Origin of the sequence: Enterococcus mediterraneensis (assembly GCF_900604485.1) — a bacterium.
Classification (GTDB): domain Bacteria; phylum Bacillota; class Bacilli; order Lactobacillales; family Enterococcaceae; genus Enterococcus_C; species Enterococcus_C mediterraneensis.
Map to the genome: position 1 here is coordinate 787,322 of NZ_UWOP01000001.1, position 16,908 is coordinate 804,229.

The 16,908-nt window shown below is 38.5% G+C and carries 15 protein-coding genes and 2 other annotated features; of the genes, 3 read left to right on the forward strand and 12 right to left on the reverse strand.

Translation table 11 applies throughout. The features are described 5' to 3' along the window. Positions 1-84 precede the first annotated feature (84 nt). The 8 genes from EFB00_RS03745 to EFB00_RS03780 all read right to left on the reverse strand — a co-directional run bounded on the left by EFB00_RS03745 (position 85) and on the right by EFB00_RS03780 (position 10,967). A complete protein-coding gene (locus EFB00_RS03745; protein ID WP_122645583.1) occupies positions 85-1,179 on the reverse strand; it encodes an aminotransferase class I/II-fold pyridoxal phosphate-dependent enzyme in 1,095 nt (364 codons plus the stop codon). Further along, complete coding sequence (locus EFB00_RS03750; RefSeq protein WP_122645584.1) at positions 1,160-2,368, reverse strand: MalY/PatB family protein; 1,209 nt, start codon at positions 2,366-2,368, stop codon at positions 1,160-1,162. Before EFB00_RS03750 ends, EFB00_RS03745 begins: the two co-directional genes overlap by 20 nt. Continuing rightward, on the reverse strand, positions 2,346-3,311 hold the full coding sequence (locus EFB00_RS03755) for a homoserine O-succinyltransferase (protein ID WP_122645585.1): 966 nt from the start codon (positions 3,309-3,311) through the stop codon (positions 2,346-2,348). Before EFB00_RS03755 ends, EFB00_RS03750 begins: the two co-directional genes overlap by 23 nt. 48 nt (positions 3,312-3,359) lie before the next feature. Next, positions 3,360-3,603: a binding site (T-box leader), on the reverse strand. 87 nt (positions 3,604-3,690) lie between these two features. Then, positions 3,691-4,911, reverse strand: a complete 1,221-nt coding sequence (locus EFB00_RS03760; protein ID WP_122647031.1) for a dicarboxylate/amino acid:cation symporter — start codon at positions 4,909-4,911, stop codon at positions 3,691-3,693. A 19-nt stretch (positions 4,912-4,930) separates the two neighbouring features. Further along, on the reverse strand, positions 4,931-5,863 hold the full coding sequence (arcC, locus tag EFB00_RS03765; RefSeq protein WP_122645586.1) for a carbamate kinase: 933 nt from the start codon (positions 5,861-5,863) through the stop codon (positions 4,931-4,933). A gap of 13 nt (positions 5,864-5,876) precedes the next feature. Continuing rightward, positions 5,877-7,127: an MFS transporter gene (locus tag EFB00_RS03770; RefSeq protein WP_122645587.1), complete on the reverse strand. Its 1,251-nt coding sequence runs from the start codon at positions 7,125-7,127 to the stop codon at positions 5,877-5,879. Next, a complete protein-coding gene (locus EFB00_RS03775) occupies positions 7,115-7,966 on the reverse strand; it encodes an oxamate carbamoyltransferase subunit AllH family protein (protein WP_164709419.1) in 852 nt (283 codons plus the stop codon). The genes EFB00_RS03770 and EFB00_RS03775 overlap by 13 nt, the downstream gene beginning before the upstream one ends. Then, positions 7,959-10,967 carry a bifunctional FdrA/YlbE family protein gene (locus EFB00_RS03780; RefSeq protein WP_122645589.1) on the reverse strand — a complete coding sequence of 1,003 codons (3,009 nt, stop codon included), beginning with the start codon at positions 10,965-10,967 and terminating at the stop codon, positions 7,959-7,961. The genes EFB00_RS03775 and EFB00_RS03780 overlap by 8 nt, the downstream gene beginning before the upstream one ends. A gap of 115 nt (positions 10,968-11,082) precedes the next feature. Between EFB00_RS03780 and EFB00_RS03785 the strand changes: the two genes are divergently transcribed. Together EFB00_RS03785 and EFB00_RS03790 are read left to right on the forward strand one after the other, a co-directional pair. Next, positions 11,083-12,681, forward strand: coding sequence for a PucR family transcriptional regulator (locus EFB00_RS03785; RefSeq protein ID WP_122645590.1), 1,599 nt, complete (start codon positions 11,083-11,085; stop codon positions 12,679-12,681). Then, positions 12,656-13,462: an alpha/beta hydrolase gene (locus EFB00_RS03790; RefSeq protein ID WP_122645591.1), complete on the forward strand. Its 807-nt coding sequence runs from the start codon at positions 12,656-12,658 to the stop codon at positions 13,460-13,462. Before EFB00_RS03785 ends, EFB00_RS03790 begins: the two co-directional genes overlap by 26 nt. 92 nt (positions 13,463-13,554) lie before the next feature. On the opposite strand, the gene rplL is transcribed toward EFB00_RS03790, so the two are convergent. The 4 genes from rplL to rplK form a co-directional block, all read right to left on the reverse strand. Further along, entirely contained in the window at positions 13,555-13,920 is a 366-nt protein-coding gene (gene rplL, locus EFB00_RS03795; RefSeq protein WP_122645592.1) for a 50S ribosomal protein L7/L12, read from the reverse strand. A gap of 53 nt (positions 13,921-13,973) precedes the next feature. Further along, on the reverse strand, positions 13,974-14,477 hold the full coding sequence (gene rplJ / locus EFB00_RS03800) for a 50S ribosomal protein L10 (protein ID WP_122645593.1): 504 nt from the start codon (positions 14,475-14,477) through the stop codon (positions 13,974-13,976). 35 nt (positions 14,478-14,512) lie between these two features. Next, positions 14,513-14,639 (reverse strand) — a sequence feature (ribosomal protein L10 leader region). 63 nt (positions 14,640-14,702) lie between these two features. Then, the gene (rplA, locus tag EFB00_RS03805) at positions 14,703-15,392 is read right to left on the reverse strand and encodes a 50S ribosomal protein L1 (protein ID WP_122645594.1); all 690 of its coding nucleotides are present in this window, start codon (positions 15,390-15,392) and stop codon (positions 14,703-14,705) included. A 105-nt stretch (positions 15,393-15,497) separates the two neighbouring features. Beyond that, positions 15,498-15,920 (reverse strand): 50S ribosomal protein L11, encoded by a 423-nt coding sequence (rplK, locus tag EFB00_RS03810; protein ID WP_122645595.1) that lies wholly within the window; start codon positions 15,918-15,920, stop codon positions 15,498-15,500. 322 nt (positions 15,921-16,242) lie between these two features. On the opposite strand from rplK, the gene sdaAB reads away from it, so the two are divergent. Further along, complete coding sequence (gene sdaAB, locus EFB00_RS03815) at positions 16,243-16,905, forward strand: L-serine ammonia-lyase, iron-sulfur-dependent subunit beta (RefSeq protein WP_122645596.1); 663 nt, start codon at positions 16,243-16,245, stop codon at positions 16,903-16,905. Positions 16,906-16,908: the final 3 nt, after the last annotated feature.

Genomic DNA, 16,908 nt, shown 5'->3' on the forward strand with positions numbered 1-16,908 from the left:
CACTCCTTTATTTTGATTACATAAATAGCGTAACATCTACGGCAAAAAATGACCAATAATACGATTTTAATTTTATAAAAATGACTATAATTTAGAAAATGCTTGATTTAAGTCTGCGATCAGGTCTTCTGCACCTTCAATACCGATAGATAAACGAAGCAAATCTTCCGTTAATCCGTACGAATCCCGCAGTTCTTTCGGAATATCCGCATGTGTCTGGGTAACTGGATAGGTGATCAAGCTTTCGACACCGCCCAGACTTTCCGCAAAGGTAAAGACTTGCAACTGGCTGAGAAACTCAGGGATCTTTGCGGCATCTGCCACGCGAATACTGATCATTCCGCCAACTTCAGGATACAGCACTTCTTTGACTGCCGAGTTTTCCCGTAAAGCCGCAGCGATTTTTTTGGCGTTTTCTTCTTGCCGGTCAAGACGGATCGCTAACGTCTTCAAGCTGCGGATCAGCAACCAGGAATCAAAGGAATCCAACGTTGGGCCTGTCGTATTGGCCAACCAGACCAAGCGCTCTCCCAGCTCTTCATCGTTTGTGACCACTACTCCTGCCAAAAGATCGTTGTGTCCGGCCAGAAATTTTGTTCCTGAATGGATCACGATGTCTGCTCCAAGATCCAATGGCTTTTGCCGTAATGGAGTTAGGAAAGTATTATCTACGATCAGGCGAGCATTATTGGCTTTGGCTTTTTTCGCGACTTCTTCAATATCAAACACCTGCATCAATGGATTCGTCGGGGTTTCCAGAAAAACCGCGTCGACTTCTTCATCCAACTGCGCCACTAAATCTTCGTAATCATTGAAATAACGGAATTTTGCGATATTCTGTTGTTCCAAGTACTCAAAATACCGATAGCTTCCGCCATAAATATCCCTACCTACCAGAAAAACCGATCCTTGCGGAAACAGTCCGAAAATCAATTGGATGGCGCTCATTCCTGAACTAGTCGCTACGGCGCGACAGCCGTTTTCCAATTTGGCCAACGCTTCTTCCGCAATAGCTCGTGTAGGATTTTTTGTTCGGGTGTAATCAAATCCAGTGCTTTGGCCTAATTTAGGATGGGCATACGTGGTGGATAAGTGGATCGGCGCGCTGACTGCTCCTGTTTGCTGATCACTGCGGTTGCCGATTTGTGTTAAAAATGTTTCATCTGTGTGTTTCGTCATGTTTTGTCTTCCTTTCTAAACCTTGTAAAAGCTGTTGAACTGCTTGGCGTACATTTTCAGGAGTTGTCGCTAGATTCAAACGGATATATTGTTGTGTTTCTTGTGAGAACCAGCCGCCAAAATCTACCGCTAAGCCGCATTCTTCTTTGATAAACGATTCGATTTCGACAGAAGAAAGCAGGCGGCTAAGATCCAACCACAGTAGATAAGTCCCCTGCAGATCCGCTACCTTGACCTCCGGCAGTTGTGCTGCAAAAGTTTCTCGCACATAATGATAATTGCTTACAATGACCTCTTTTAGTGCCGCGAACCATTCATCTCCCGTTTGATAAGCAACTTTGCCGGCAAGTTGACCCAACAGGCTATTTTCTGATTGGCTGTAGCGTTTGATTTTTTGATCGAATGTCTCTCGCAATTTATCATTTGGAATCAGAATATGGCCATTCAATAAACTAGCTAAATTAAATGTCTTCGAAGGTGCATTGACAACGATCACTTGATCTTGAAAGCTGCCGTCTGCCACTTGTAAAACCGAGCGGAAATGATGAGGTGCATAAACAAAATCTTGATGGATCTCGTCTGCGATCACCAATACATCATATTTTTTGCAAATCTCAAGCATACGAACCAATTCCGCTTCCTGCCAGACACGACCTACTGGATTATGTGGTGAGCAAAGTATGAAGACCTTCACATGATTAGCGCGGATCTTTTCTTCAAAATCAGCGAAGTCGATGCGGTATTCACCATCTTCCAAAACAAGATGATTGAAAACCCCGCGACGCTCGGTATCATTGATCGCGTTGAAGAATGGATAATAGACCGGCGGCTGAATCAAGACCGCATCCCCTTCTTCAGTATAGATCTGTAACAAGTGGTAAAGAGATTCCACGACGCCTTTTGAGAACCGCAGCCACTCTTCTTGTAACTCAATACCATGTTGTCTTTTTTGCCACTCATCAAAAGCGGAAAAATAATCATCTGGTACTTGCGAGTATCCAAAGATCCCGTGTCCTGCTCGTTCTACGAGTGCTTCTTTTACTGTTTCAGGTACGCTGAATTCCATATCCGCTACCCACAATGGCAAAAGTTGTTTGTCGCCAAATCGTTCTTCTAACGCATCCCATTTCAATGAATGAGTTTGTCGACGATCTTTGCTATATTTTTCAATAAACTGCGCTTGTTCCATATTCTTTCTCCTTACTTGTTTTCTTGAGTGCTCGTTGGCGGATTCCCGCTAAATCATACGGTGTCACTTGGTAAACATCATTTAGCCAATTTCGATAAAACAAGTTGGCATGACTGCGCCAACGGTTGATGATCTCATCATCTAATTGATTGTAATGAAAATAGTTTTCAGGGATCTCCGTAGCTATTCCCCGTTCATGATCTCTTAGATATTCTTTTTTCAATGTATCCGTATCGTATTCAAAATGTCCCAAGATAAAACAATTGCGGTAATCTGTCGAAGCAAGGATCGTCGCACCAATCTCAGGATTGCGGGCGATGATCCGAACTTCTTCAGGATCGATCTGATCTTCCATGATGCCAGTATATCGAGATTGCGGTGTGTAAAATTCATCATCAAATCCCCGAGTCAACCGACTTCTTCCTAATAATTTATTAGTATAAACACCGAAAAGTTTATGTTCATAACTGATTTTTTCAATCCCGTAATGATGATACAATGCCGCTTGTGCGCCCCAACAGATATGGAGTGTCGAGGTTACATTCGTTTGACTCCAATCCAAGATCTCCGTCAACTCTTCCCAATAATCGACTTCTTCAAAAGCCAACTGTTCCACCGGCGCTCCGGTAATGATCAAGCCATCATAACAGTCATCTTGGATCTCATCGAACGTTTGATAGAATTTATTCAAATGTTTCACACTTGTATGCTTATGTTCATGATTGGAGATCCGCAAAAAATCCACATCGATTTGTAATGGTGTCTGAGATAATAAACGCAGCAGTTGGATCTCGCTATCTATTTTGTTGGGCATTAAATTTAAGATCGCTATTTTTAACGGACGGATATCTTGATGATTCGCACGCTCTTGACTGATTGCAAAGACATCCTCCTTTTCTAATACGAACCCAGCTGGAAAATCTCTTGGTATATTGATAGGCATTATTGTTTCTCTCCTTTTCAAATATAAAAAAAACGCCCTTTCAAAAAATGAAAGGACGAAATCATCGTGTTACCACCTAACTTTGCTGTTTTCTCGCAAAAACAGCCTTACCAGGTACTGCAAATCTGCAAGACCTTGGTGCTGTAACGGGCACTCCCGAAAAGCGCTAATCTTACAACTCACACTTTCCACTCAAAGACCATCTTCCCGATCCTTCCTTTTACCTCTTTTCACCACCCGAGGCTCTCTTTGAAAACTCTATGACCGGTACTCTTCTTTTCGACGTTTATTAGAACTATTGTTATTGTTGATAATCATAGTAGAAATTGTGGGAATTGTCAAATAATTATTTTATAAATCGAAACAGTGATAAATCACTCTAGCCTTTTATTTCGTTAAAAACTTCATAATCTAATTCATCCACTGTCTTCGCTATTAAAACAGCTGAATAGACGTCTGAATTAACGTTTAAAATCGTTCGCAACATTCCCACAAACCACTCTACACCAGCAAAAATCGCGATACTTGCTACAGGTAATCCCATTTGTGGAACAATGATCGCCAAAGAAACTAGACCTGCTCCAGGAACTACTGCGTTTGCCAAAGATACAAAGGTCGCCATAATCGCTAAAAAAACAAATCGTTGCACCGTCAAATTTATGGTGTACATTTGTGCGATTGTTACTACAGTAATTGCCATATGCATAGCAGAACCATTACTGTTTAATGACATTCCTAACGGTAATACCAAATTAGTGATGCGTTTGCTTAAACCTATTTTGGTATGCGCTTCCTCCATTTCAATAGGTAGTGTGATTGCCGAAGAGGTTGTCGCTAATGCCATAATAGACATGTGTCGCATATTTTTAATCAGTTTTAGGGGACTGAACTTGCAATAGATGCTGAGAAAAGCAATCCAGAGCGCTAAAAATAAAAATGTACTTAAACCATAGATAAAAAGATACTTCACTAAAGGCAAGATAATTTTTATCCCTAAGTTACTAATCGTCGATGAAATTAACGAAAAAATACCAATTGGCGCGAAGATCATTACATAGCTGATAACTTGAATAATTATTTCATTGAAGTCTAAAATCACTTGAAATAATTGGGATTCTGGATGCGACTGCATAAACTTGTTCAGTGCCAACCCAAAGAATAGTGCAAAAACAATAATTTGAATAATTGAACCACTCGTCAATGACTCAAAAATATTTTTTGGGAATAAATCAGTTATGGTTTCTGTTAAAGAGATTTCCTGCGTTTTTATTGCAGATTCTCCAATTCCAGAAATATCTATCCCTTTTCCCGGAGAAAATAATACTGCCATCAAAATTCCAAAACCAGCTGCTAATAAGGAAGAAACACCAAAGATTATGATAGTTCTCCCACCCAAACTAGTCAGTTCCCGTGGTTTGATACTTCCCATAGCCTGTATGATCTGTCCTAGTACCAGTATAGGAATCGCCATCTGCATCAGCTTCAAAAAGATATCACCTAAAAGCTTTATCTGGTGGGAGATAGATGGAAAAAGCAAGCCGAAGCCAATACCAAGAATTACAGCAATGAGAATCTTGGTTACCATTGAAAGTTTTTTCATTTTCATTTCCTCGCTAACTTCAGTAAGTAATTTGAGTACCCACACCTTCACTAACTTTTTCAAGATTCTCAATTGAGGTGATGATTGCTTTCCTTTTTGAATCACCTTTTACAAATGCTACAGCAGCTTTTATTTTAGGCAACATACTTCCCGCTGCAAAGTGTCCTTCCGCAATATATTTTTCTGCTTCAGCTACGGTAATTGTTGTTAATGCTTGTTGATCTTTTTTTCCGTAGTTAATGTAAATGTTATCAACTGCAGTTAGAATGATCAAATTAGAAGCTTCAATATTTTCTGCAAGTACATATGCTGAAAAATCTTTATCATTTACTGCTTCTACACCGACTAATTTTTCATTTTCTTTGATCACCGGTACACCGCCACCTCCAGCACAAATAGGCAATATGCCGCTTTGAACCATTTTTTGAATAGCTTCTTTTTCGATGATTTCTTTAGGCTGAGGTGATGCCACTACTTTTCGATATCCTCTACCAGCATCTTCTTTAAATATAGAATTGTCTTTTTGTTTTTCTTTGTTTGCTTCTTCTTGTGTATAAAAAGGACCAATTGGTTTAGTCGGATCATTAAACGAAGAATCTTTTTTATCCACAAGAACTTGGGTTACGATTGAAACTACTGGTATGGGTAGATCCAATTGATGGAATTCATTTGTTAAGGCATTTTGTAACCAATAACCGATACTTCCTTCTGTCATAGCAACACATGTATCTAGTTTCAGGGCTGGATTATTCACACTTTCCGCCTCTTTTTGTTGAATCAGCAAGTTACCAACTTGAGGTCCGTTTCCGTGACAAATTACTACTTGTTCTCCCCCCGCAACAAAAGCAGCAATTTTTTCTGCTGCTTTTGAGACAGTACGCTTTTGTGCTTCGTCTGTTGGATCATTTTCTAAAATGGCATTTCCGCCAAGTGCAATAACGTTTAAACTCATTTTTCAAACCCCTCTATACTTTTTCCGGTTCTTTCACATCTTTCGCTACTACTGCAAATACTACCAATCCTATAACTAGTAATATACATGCTAAGTAAAAACCAACTTTCATCGAACCTATTGAATCGGCCAAGAAACCAGTGATATATGGCGCTAAAATGGAACCAGACATCCCGATGAAATTATATGCGCTTAAAGTAGTAGAAAGTGAACCTGAAGGCGCATTTTTAGTAACGTAAGCCACGATGATAGGATCGATTGCAAGTTTTCCAGTTAATCCATAAAGTATCAATACCAAAATCAACAGCGTTCGATTTGTCACAAAAGCGATTGAAAAAACAGATATAATTGCTAACGGCATTAAAATATAAACCAATTTCTTCGTACTTCCGGATTTATCCGCGATTCGTGCAAAAATCAATGCACCAGGAATCGAAGCCCAAGGAACTAAGGATGAAATAAAGCCAACACTTGTCCCAACAAATCCTCGTTCAGCAATCAGAAAAGATGGCAGCCACGTGATAATTACAAAGTTTGCATAGATACTAGTGAAGCAAAGGATAAAGGCAGCTACTAGATTCTTGTTAGAGATGATTGATTTAAAAGAAACCTTATTTTCAGTCGGTTTTTTTTCTTCTGAAATTTTGTCATCTTCTGGACGAATTACATGTTCTTTGAGCATTGTATAAAAGAGAATTGCGACAATAATGGTTGGTATCGCCATAATGAAGAAAGGTCTGCTCCAATGTTCTCCATTTTCCAAAACTAATTTACTGGATAACAGATACCCCCCTGAAGTACCAAACGCCATCCCACTATTGATGATCGCTGTACCTAAAGTCAATTTATTTTTAGGAATAGATTCAGTCGACAACGCGTATTGCGGACCATAGTATGCTCCTTGACCGATTCCGGCGATTGCACGGATGATCAAAAACATTCCAAACGTCGTAGCAATCCCGCTAAAGTAAGTCATAACCGCCATGATTACAAATCCAATTGTAATTACAAGTTTTCTTCCTAACTTATCCCCTATGACACCAAACGGAACTTGTGCAATTGCATAAGTTAAAAAGAAAATACTGTTGGCTAATCCTAATTGTGTATTACTTAAGCCAAAGTTTTCACCAATAACACCCATGATTGGATTAAATATCGTACGTGTTGCGTACATCAAGATCCAACCAAGAAAGAACAGAACAACAACTTTAATCCAGTAATTGTTACTGACTTTCACAGCTTTACTCTGTTTCAAATTATCCATTTTTCCTTCTCCTTGTCCTTTTTATTTAAAATCGCCTGAATTCCTAATAAAAAACCAAAGCTTAAATCTTTTCCGGAAGTATGTCCGATTTTCATCAATCGTCTCAAATCAACATTTATCGTTTCTAGTTTCGATGAATTTTTTATATCAAGAAATAATTTGTAGAAAATGGAATTAACATAGCCTTCTCTGCTGGTTTCGATATATGCACGGCTTATATCAGTAGTAGCTGTCAAATGCTTGGTAAGAGCCGAGGATAATTCCTCAGCTCTGCTGTCACCAAACATTTTTAGCGTTGATAAATAGGCGACTATTAGATCATCTCCGCTTGGAGTCAAGCCTTTACCGCGTCCTATCAGAAAATTGAGCAATCCTTCCCAATCAATCGGGTCTAATGTGTCATCCGTCAAACTCTGGATTACTTCTTGCAGTTTTTCATCCATAGATAAGCCGATTTTTGAAACTAATTTTTCTGCTTCAAGAATCTTCTTGATTCCTTTTAATTGTTGTCTTTCGATTTTTATAGGTGTGACTTTTAAAGAGACAGTTTGCAAATCACAGGTAGTAAGAGTATGAATCCCTTGGAATCCGAAAAAAGTCAGTTGATTTTTTCGAATCTTCACTAAGCTGTCCTTTTGAATGATCGGAAAAATTTGTTCAAATTCTGCTTCTGAAAGAAATATACCGAAACTTGAAAGATACTCATGATAATTTGCTATATTTATCAAGTGACCTTCCACTTGTATATTAAACGAATGTTCAAAAATACTATGGACTTTGCCAATCTTGCCCCATTTATCTAAAGGTAACAGGTAATCACTTATTAACCCTTCAGTCAATATGAATACCCCAGTCTTCTGCATAAGCTTCAAGAGCTTTTTCAAAACAAGCCAACGGTGCCCGCACGGTTCCAGCACCTACTTGACCAACTCCGGCTTTTTTATTAGCAATACCAGTGTTGATAAGAGGAGTCACTCCCGTTTCTACGACCTTTCGTATATCAATACCTAAACAAGTTCCTTTGAAGTCCCATGTTGGAATCGACCAGGTAGCATTGTGTCCTTCACAAATCGTGGCCATTTCGTTAGAAATATCTAATGCATCTTGGAAACCACCGGCGCCGACAAACCGCGTAACACCTGGAGCGGCTACCATCGCCATAGCTCCTACTCCGATTGTTTCAGTAATGGCACTATCTCCAATATCGGGATTCCCATCTTCTTCTGTAAATCCTGTGAAATAAAGTCCTTTTGGAGTATTCACTGGAGCAGTAAACCATTCATCGCCTTTTTGAGCAATTCGTACACCAAAATCAACACCATTCCGAGTCATCGTCGTTACGATCGTTCCTTTAGTGTCTTTTCGTGCATAATCTACAATCGCTTTCCCTGTTGCCATCATAATATTTAAAAAGAACTGATCAGTGTCTGCTAAGAATTTAATAACTTCATATTTTTTCTGATCGTCTATAGATAATTCAATTATTAACGGAGCGATTTCTTTTAAGAAGTTCAATGAAGCTGCGAAATTCCGTTGATGGAACTCATCGCCCATCGTAATTGAACGAGCAATCAGAACACTTAAATTGATGCCATCTTCTGATTTTTTAAGTGCCGCAGCAATCGTTGGTCCCAGTACATCCCGCATCCATTTTAAACGAGTAATGACTTCTTCAGAATATGCACCGAAACGCAACACTTTTCCAATGCCTTCATTCATCGTACAGTATGCACGAGTTCCATCCAAACGATTTTCTACGACAACCACAGGCATGTTTCCAGAAGTGATACCGCCCATTGGACCAACGGCATGTACGTGATGACAAGGAATGAAACGCACTTCTCCTTCTTCCAACATTTTTTGTGCTTCTTGTTCTGATTCAGCCCAGCCTTCAAAAAGAGCTGCCCCGATACATGAGCCTTGCATAGGTCCGGTCATATCAGCATATTGAATAGGAGGACCAGCATGCAGTAAAGTTTTTTTCCGTTCATTCAATTCAGGGATAACTGTCTTCGCAGGAACTACATCGATCAAGAATGGTTGTGCATTTTTAATTTTTTCTGTAACTTTATGGTTTTCTTGGTTGATTTCATCTTTATGCGCTTCTAAAGCGTCCAGAATTTTGATCATTCTTTTATTTCCGTTTGCTCGAGGTTTCCAGTTGAATTGTTCTGCTTTACCACCATATTTTTGAATAGATTCAGTAAAGCTTTGAACACCAACATTGATAATACGTGGTTTCGTATTTAGAAGTTCCATTACTTTATCACTGACTTCAGGGATTGAGACTTTCTTTCCTTTATAAGGAACTACTTTTTTGTCTTCTTCCTCTAAAGTAATTCCTTTCAGCATCAATGCGAAGCGCACAGCTTTTGCATTACTTTCTTGGACGAAGACTCCATTTTCTTTTAATTCTGCTACAGTTTTTTCGTAATTTTGTGGATCTTTTGTTGTACCAACGACAGTCGCTACAAAGTAAAGAGTTCGCCCTTCTTCTTTTGCTTTAGCTTGCTCTTCTTTGATAGTAGGCAATAATGCCCCTGCCATATCTTCATGAGCTCCATAACCAAGCACGACATCAAAGAGAATGACTCCAGTCTTTGGATTGCTTGCATATTCTTGAATTTTTTTAATTCGAACTTCTGGATCGATCATTGGATGCGGTTTTCCTTGTGTGTAGATATCATCGCCAAGATCAATCACATCATAACCATGTGATCTAAGAACATATCCTTCTTCTTTCACTAAACCATCTAATTGTAGTGCTTCTGAAATCAACATTCCTGCTTCAGCCGCTAATGTTCCGCCAGAATAAAGACCTGTAACGACTTTATCTTCTGTCAATAATGGAACATCAGGTTGTGTCATTTTTTGAGAATAGTTGGCTTGAATAGGGGTTTCATTTGCTAAGTCGACCGCAATTTTAGCGGTTTCTTCCAACGTATGTGCCAAATAAACTTTTCCTTCATGAGCACTTGGTTTTTCTCCAAGAAAGATGGCAACAACCGGTTTAGTAATACTTTGCAGCAATTGAACGACTTCATCACGTACTTCTTTTGCAGGCGGCTTGGAAATAACACAAATCACATCTGTTGGTTCATGGTTTTCCAATGCAACGATAGCATCTTTGACTGTGACTGCACCTACCTTGTCACTTAAATCACGTCCACCAGTTCCAATAGCATGAACCACACCGCTTCCCAAACGGTCAATAATTGTGGTAACTTCTTGTATACCTGTGCCAGAAGCTCCTACGACCCCAATGTTTCCTGATGAAATCACATTTGTAAATGCAATAGGAATACTTGAAATAATCCCTGTTCCACAATCAGGTCCCATCATCAATAGACCTTTTTCATGGGCAAGTTTCTTCAAATGAACTTCATCTTCGATGGAAACATTGTCCGTAAAAGAAAACACATGCAATCCGTTTTTCAATGCTTTTTCCATTTCTGGTGCCCCATATTCACCAGGAATACTAAATAGTGCCACGTTAGCATCAGGTAGGTGATCCATTGCTTCTTCCCAAGAAGTTGCTGATTCTTCCTTATCGCCTTTATCTTTTGAAGAAAGATCATTTAAAAACTCGTGGACTACTGGCAGAACTACATCCATAATTTTGTCATCTTCACTATCAACAACAATCATCAAATCATTGGGAGATGCTTCATTCGCTTCTTTTGTCAGCAAATGAGTATTATTGAGAATATCTTTGTTTGCATCAGTCCCCATCATGATTTGACTCATTTCAACGCCATCAATTTCATTTATTTGATTTGTTAACAGCATTAAATTAATTGAGTCTTGATAGTTATTCTTCATAATTATTGTCTTTAACATAGTTATCCTCCTTTACTTACACTATTATTGTATTTGTTATTGTTTTCGTTTACACTGAATTTAATTCTAAAAATAAAGCTATTTTTTATCTATTTGGGAAAAAAAGGAGAATTCTATGAAAATAAAAGATCTTTTAGAATTATCTATTTTCCGAGGAAGCAAAATACTAACCGGAAATATTGGAATGGAATATGAAGTGGAATCAGTTATGGTTTTGGAAGCAATCGACATCGAAAATTGGAGTAAGGAAAACCAACTGATTCTTACTTCCTTCTATGCATTTGAAAACTTAGATCAATCTGCTCTGACAGAATTTTTCAAAAAAATGAAGGAAATGGGAATCAGCGGTCTGGTGGTAAAAGTAGAGCGGCTTATCAAACTCATCCCCCATTGGTTTATTAAATTAGCGGAAGATTACGAGATTCCACTGATCAAAGTAGAAAAAGACCTGACTTACGAAAAAATCATGTTGGCTATTTACGAACCGATTTTAGATTATCAATCCCACGTACTGCACACTTATTACGACGTCCGTCAACGGTTTACAAAGATCGAGCGCAATCTAACTTCATTTGAACAAATCATGCATGAGTTTCAATCACTTATAAAAAAAGATTGTGAATTACAAATACCGAGTAAGAACCTTACTATTGCTTCAGGAAAACAGAGCATAGACTCTGTCGTCGTCAAAACAGAAAATCTTAAAAAAAGAAGTTTTACTAAAAATAACTATGAACTCTTAACGTTATATTCTTACCAAACAGCAAAGGAATTTTTCGCTCTTAAAGTGAATATTATCAACAGATATGCGGATGACTGCATATTATATGTCTATCAAGATGATTCTTTTCCCAAAGAAACAGATCTGATGATCATCGAGAATGCGGTAGATGTAATACAAGAAAAATTACAGTTAGAATATCTGATACAAAAAGATCGTTTTGCTCGTTTAAATAATTTAGCGGAAGCAATTTTGCAGGATCCTCCAAGAAATGTAGACGAGCTGAATGGGTTATTAGAAGAAGCTTGCTTAAATGATTTTCCTTACTATCAGGGGATCGCTTTTTCAACGCAAACTCTTAATAGCCGTTTATTAAAAAAAGAAATTCTTTATACTTTGCGGAGTTTACAAGAAAAAACAATTTTTTTCGAACATCACAATTACTTGATTGTTTTGTACAATCTGCCTGATAAAAAAGCGACATTAGACACAGATAGGTTAAAAAGAACTTTTCAATCTGTCCTATCAGAGTATCAGCCTTTGACCTTTGCTATTAGTACCGTGAAAGAAAAAACAGAACTAAAAGAAATTCTGTTGGAATGCCTAGATATCATTCGTTTTAATCAAGAATACTATCTTGACTGTATCGTTGAATATTCTCAATTAGGGCTTTTTCGTTACTTTTTGCGGGAACATGATATAAAAAATCTAGAAAAATTGATTCCTGATAATTTAGTAGAATTATCAGAACAAAATTATGATTTATTTAAAACATTGGTTACCTTTTTTCAAAATAATCGTAACTATAAAAAAACTGCAGAGATACTCTTTCTCCATTCAAAAACGGTTCGTTATCGTATGAATAAAATCGAAGATATCTTATCATTGGATTTGACAAATCCAATACAAGTGTTAAATTATGAAACTGGAACTTATCTATTAGATTTAAAGAAAAGGAGTGCGACAAATGAGCACCGAAGAAAGATTAACTAATGGAAGTACCATTTCAATTTTTTCTCCTCAGAATGCTGCTTCAACTAAATATGTACTTTATTTTCATGGTGGCGGATTGATCTATGGTAGTAGAAATGATCTGCCCATAGCTCTTAGAAAACTATTTTTAAATCAAGGATACACCGTCATTACTCTTGACTATCTCTTAGCGCCTAATTCACCACTTGTCGATATATCCGCTGCTTTATATGAAACATTCAAGGAGATAAACAACCGGTATATAAAGCATTCTCCCTTCATTTTTTGCGGACGTTCCGCTGGTGGATATTTAATGCTTTTATTAACAAAAAAAATAATGACTACTCAAGAGCAGTTGCCTGAAAAACTGATCAATTTTTATGGATACTTTAACCTTGATTTTATTGAAAATCAAAAAGATAACGGACATCCTGCCATCCCTGAAGAAGCGATCCACAATTTACCAATAACTGAACCAATTTGGGACGATCCTCAACTACAGCGTTCCTTGCTTTATATCTATGGTATCCAACATAAAAAACTTTATGAGTATTATGGTGTCGAAAAAGAGGATCAAACAAATTTTTCACTTACAGAAAATGAAATTTCCGCTCTCCCTCCAATTTTCAGTACTGCGAGTACATCTGATCAAGAAGTACCTTTTAAATACAGCAAACAACTTGGGAAAAAAAACAAAGCCGGGGTTTTCACTCCTGTGTATTTTCTTGAGCATGATTTTTTAAACCATACTGAAGATGAGCAAACCCAAGATGTGCTAAAAAAACTTGATGATTGGCTTTAGTAGAAAAACAAGACGTATAACTTTTTTATAAACAACAAAAAAGCCAGAACCCTTATCAGATAAGGATTCTGGCTTTTAACAATCAAAAGTGATTATTTAACTGTTACAGATGCGCCTACTTCTTCCAAAGCAGCTTTCAATGCTTCTGCTTCTTCTTTAGAAACGCCTTCTTTAACTGCTGAAGGTGCGCCGTCAACTACAGCTTTAGCTTCTTTCAAGCCTAAGCCAGTTGCTTCACGAACTGCTTTGATAACTTTAACTTTTTGGTCTCCAGCTGCAGTCAATTCTACAGTGAATTCTGTTTGTTCTTCAGCGGCAGCAGCAGGACCAGCAGCAACAGCTACAGGAGCAGCAGCAGATACGCCAAATTCTTCTTCGATCGCTTTAACTAGATCGTTTAATTCTAAGATTGTCGCGCCTTTTAGCTCTTCGACAATGTTTTCAATGTTCAATGCCATTTTTGGTTTCCTCCGTTTAATTAAAATATTATCTTATTTTGGTTATGCGGCAATTATGCTGCATCTCCTTCTTTGCTTTCTACGACTGCGTTGACAGCGTAAGCCACGTTGCGGACTGGCGCTTGTAGGACAGATAGAAGCATAGATAGAAGACCTTCGCGGTTTGGCAGTTTTGCCAATGCAACGATTTCTTCCAATGAAGAAACTTTGCCTTCAATGATACCGCCTTTGATTTCTAATGCTTTAGCGTCTTTAGAGAATTCGTCGATGATTTTTGCAGGGGCAACTACATCTTCGTTACTGAAAGCAACGGCTGTAGGACCAGCAAATACTTCATCCAAACCTTCTAAACCAGCTTTTTTAGCAGCGCGAGAAAGGATCGAGTTTTTGATAACTCGCATTTCAACACCTGCGTCACGCAATTGTTTACGTAAGTTCGTTACTTCTTCCACTGTCAACCCACGGTAATCAACGATTACTGCAGAAGCTGCTTGTTGGAATTTTTCAGTCACTTCATCAACGATTGCGGATTTTTTTGCGATAGCTGCTTCACTCACTTGAATTTCACCTCCTGATTTTGATGGTAGAGCTTTTTAAACAATAAAAAACCCTATGCCACCGTAGACATAGAGGGACTATTGAAAGATCTCAATAAACGTCCTCGGTAGGAAATTAAGGCTTATGCCACCTACTGTCTTCGGTACAGTTACTATTAACCTCGACTACCTTACCATAGATAAGGCAGCCGCGTCAATAATTATAGAAAATTTTTCTAGATTAAATTAGAAAGAAGCTTGGTCAACGTGGATCCCAGGTCCGAACGTTGTTGTTACGGAAATGTTCTTCATGTATTGACCTTTTGCTGCAGAAGGTTTAGCTTTTACTAAAACATCATGAATCGTTTTGAAGTTTTCAACTAATTTTTCTGTATCAAATGATACTTTACCGATTGGCACGTGGATGTTTCCGGCTTTGTCAACACGGTAAGTCACTTTACCAGCTTTTACTTCGTTGATTGCTTTCGTTACATCCATTGTTACTGTACCAGTTTTAGGGTTTGGCATTAAGCCTTTAGGTCCTAAGACACGACCTAATTTACCAACTGTTGCCATCATGTCAGGTGTTGCAACAACAACGTCAAAGTCAAACCATCCGCCTTGGATTTTTTGTACTAAGTCGTCATCGCCGACGAAATCTGCACCAGCAGCTTCAGCTTCTTTTGCTTTTTCGCCTTTTGCGAAAACTAAAACTGTTTGAGTTTTACCTGTACCGTTTGGTAATACTACAGCACCACGGATTTGTTGGTCTGCTTTTTTAGGATCTACGTTCAATTTGTAAGCAACTTCAACTGTTGCGTCAAATTTCGCAATATTTGTGTCTTTTGCTAATGCTACTGCTTCTTCAACTGAGTAAGCTTTCGCTGCATCAACTTTTTTCAATGCTTCTTGCATTTTTTTGCTCTTTTTAGCCATTTTGTTTCCTCCTTGATGTGGTTATAACGGTAGAACCTCCCACGTGTTCTATATTTTTCAATATAGAGCCTACTGAGAAGCTACTTCCTTAGGGTCTTTCGAAAATTATTCGACAGTGATCCCCATGCTTCGTGCAGTTCCTTCAACCATGCGCATAGCTGCTTCAACGTCAGCTGCGTTTAGGTCTTGCATTTTCAATTCAGCGATTTCTTTAACTTGATCGCGTGAAACTTTTGCAACTTTAGTTTTGTTAGGTTCGCCTGATCCTTTTTCCACTTTAGCAGCTTTTTTCAACAATACTGCTGCTGGCGGTGTTTTTGTGATAAATGTAAATGAACGGTCTTCATAAACAGAGATCACAACAGGGATGATCAAACCTGCTTGGTCAGCTGTACGAGCATTGAATTCTTTTGTGAATCCCATGATGTTGATACCCGCTTGACCTAGCGCAGGACCTACTGGTGGTGCTGGTGTTGCTTTACCTGCAGGAATTTGCAATTTAACGATTTTTTCTACTTTCTTTGCCACGAGACATACCTCCTTGAGTCCGTGATGTGGTTAATTGGAGATCAATATTTCTCCTCCCACTTATTACCTGTGGTGTCCACACCAAAAAACATGTGCTGACACACACTGTGATATTATATCATCTCAGATCAAAAATGCAAGCCTGCTGTCATCAGTTTTCAGATTTTTTTCATAGGATTTTTTGGTCAAGTTTTCAAGTTTCTTATAATCGCAGATCAATAAATATTAAAATTCTTCTCTGACCCCTTGCACCCTCTAACTATTCCCGCCGACCTGTGTTAAACTACAGTCAGAAAAATAGTGTAAATGTTCGAGGTGCAATATGGAATTACGATATAGAAGTGTTTTTGATATTATTGGACCGATCATGGTGGGACCCAGCAGTTCTCATACCGCAGGGGCGGCTAGGATCGGTAAAGTCGTGCGCAATATTTTCGGGGAACAACCGGAAAGTGTCGATATCTATTTATATGAATCTTTTGCAAAAACCTATCGCGGACACGGAACAGATATCGCGTTAGTTGGCGGTTTGTTAGGGATGGATCCAGATGATTCTCGTCTGGCTGATTCTTTGAAGATCGCTCATGAATCTGGAATGGAAGTTTTATTCGTTCCTAAAAAAGAAAAAGCAGAGCATCCCAACTCTGTAAAAATGGTGGTCACAAAAGGTGATCGCAAGATGTCTGTGACCGGTATTTCTATTGGCGGCGGAAACATCCAGATTTCTGAATTGAATGGGTTTAAAATCTCATTGACAATGGGAACGCCGACTTTCATCACCGTCCATCAGGATGTGCCGGGCATGATCGCGCAAGTTACAAATATTTTGTCTGAGGCCAATGTCAACATCGGTACGATGACTGTTACGCGGGAGTCAAAGGGCGAAAAAGCGATCATGATCATCGAAGTAGACGAACCACAACCGGGTCTTTGCGAAAAATTGAAAGCATTAGACCACATGTATAATGTTACGTATTTTGACTAAGTT

What these genes read in the sequence shown, in the direction of transcription:
- rplL (WP_122645592.1), bottom strand. Translation starts at nt 13,920, where the DNA reads ATGGCATTGAACATTGAAAACATTGTCGAAGAGCTAAAAGGCGCGACA.
- EFB00_RS03780 (WP_122645589.1), bottom strand. Translation starts at nt 10,967, where the DNA reads ATGTTAAAGACAATAATTATGAAGAATAACTATCAAGACTCAATTAAT.
- EFB00_RS03760 (WP_122647031.1), bottom strand. Translation starts at nt 4,911, where the DNA reads ATGAAAAAACTTTCAATGGTAACCAAGATTCTCATTGCTGTAATTCTT.
- EFB00_RS03745 (WP_122645583.1), bottom strand. Translation starts at nt 1,179, where the DNA reads ATGACGAAACACACAGATGAAACATTTTTAACACAAATCGGCAACCGC.
- EFB00_RS03790 (WP_122645591.1), top strand. Translation starts at nt 12,656, where the DNA reads ATGAGCACCGAAGAAAGATTAACTAATGGAAGTACCATTTCAATTTTT.
- EFB00_RS03785 (WP_122645590.1), top strand. Translation starts at nt 11,083, where the DNA reads ATGAAAATAAAAGATCTTTTAGAATTATCTATTTTCCGAGGAAGCAAA.
- sdaAB (WP_122645596.1), top strand. Translation starts at nt 16,243, where the DNA reads ATGGAATTACGATATAGAAGTGTTTTTGATATTATTGGACCGATCATG.
- EFB00_RS03770 (WP_122645587.1), bottom strand. Translation starts at nt 7,127, where the DNA reads ATGGATAATTTGAAACAGAGTAAAGCTGTGAAAGTCAGTAACAATTAC.
- EFB00_RS03750 (WP_122645584.1), bottom strand. Translation starts at nt 2,368, where the DNA reads ATGGAACAAGCGCAGTTTATTGAAAAATATAGCAAAGATCGTCGACAA.
- EFB00_RS03755 (WP_122645585.1), bottom strand. Translation starts at nt 3,311, where the DNA reads ATGCCTATCAATATACCAAGAGATTTTCCAGCTGGGTTCGTATTAGAA.
- rplA (WP_122645594.1), bottom strand. Translation starts at nt 15,392, where the DNA reads ATGGCTAAAAAGAGCAAAAAAATGCAAGAAGCATTGAAAAAAGTTGAT.
- arcC (WP_122645586.1), bottom strand. Translation starts at nt 5,863, where the DNA reads ATGAGTTTAAACGTTATTGCACTTGGCGGAAATGCCATTTTAGAAAAT.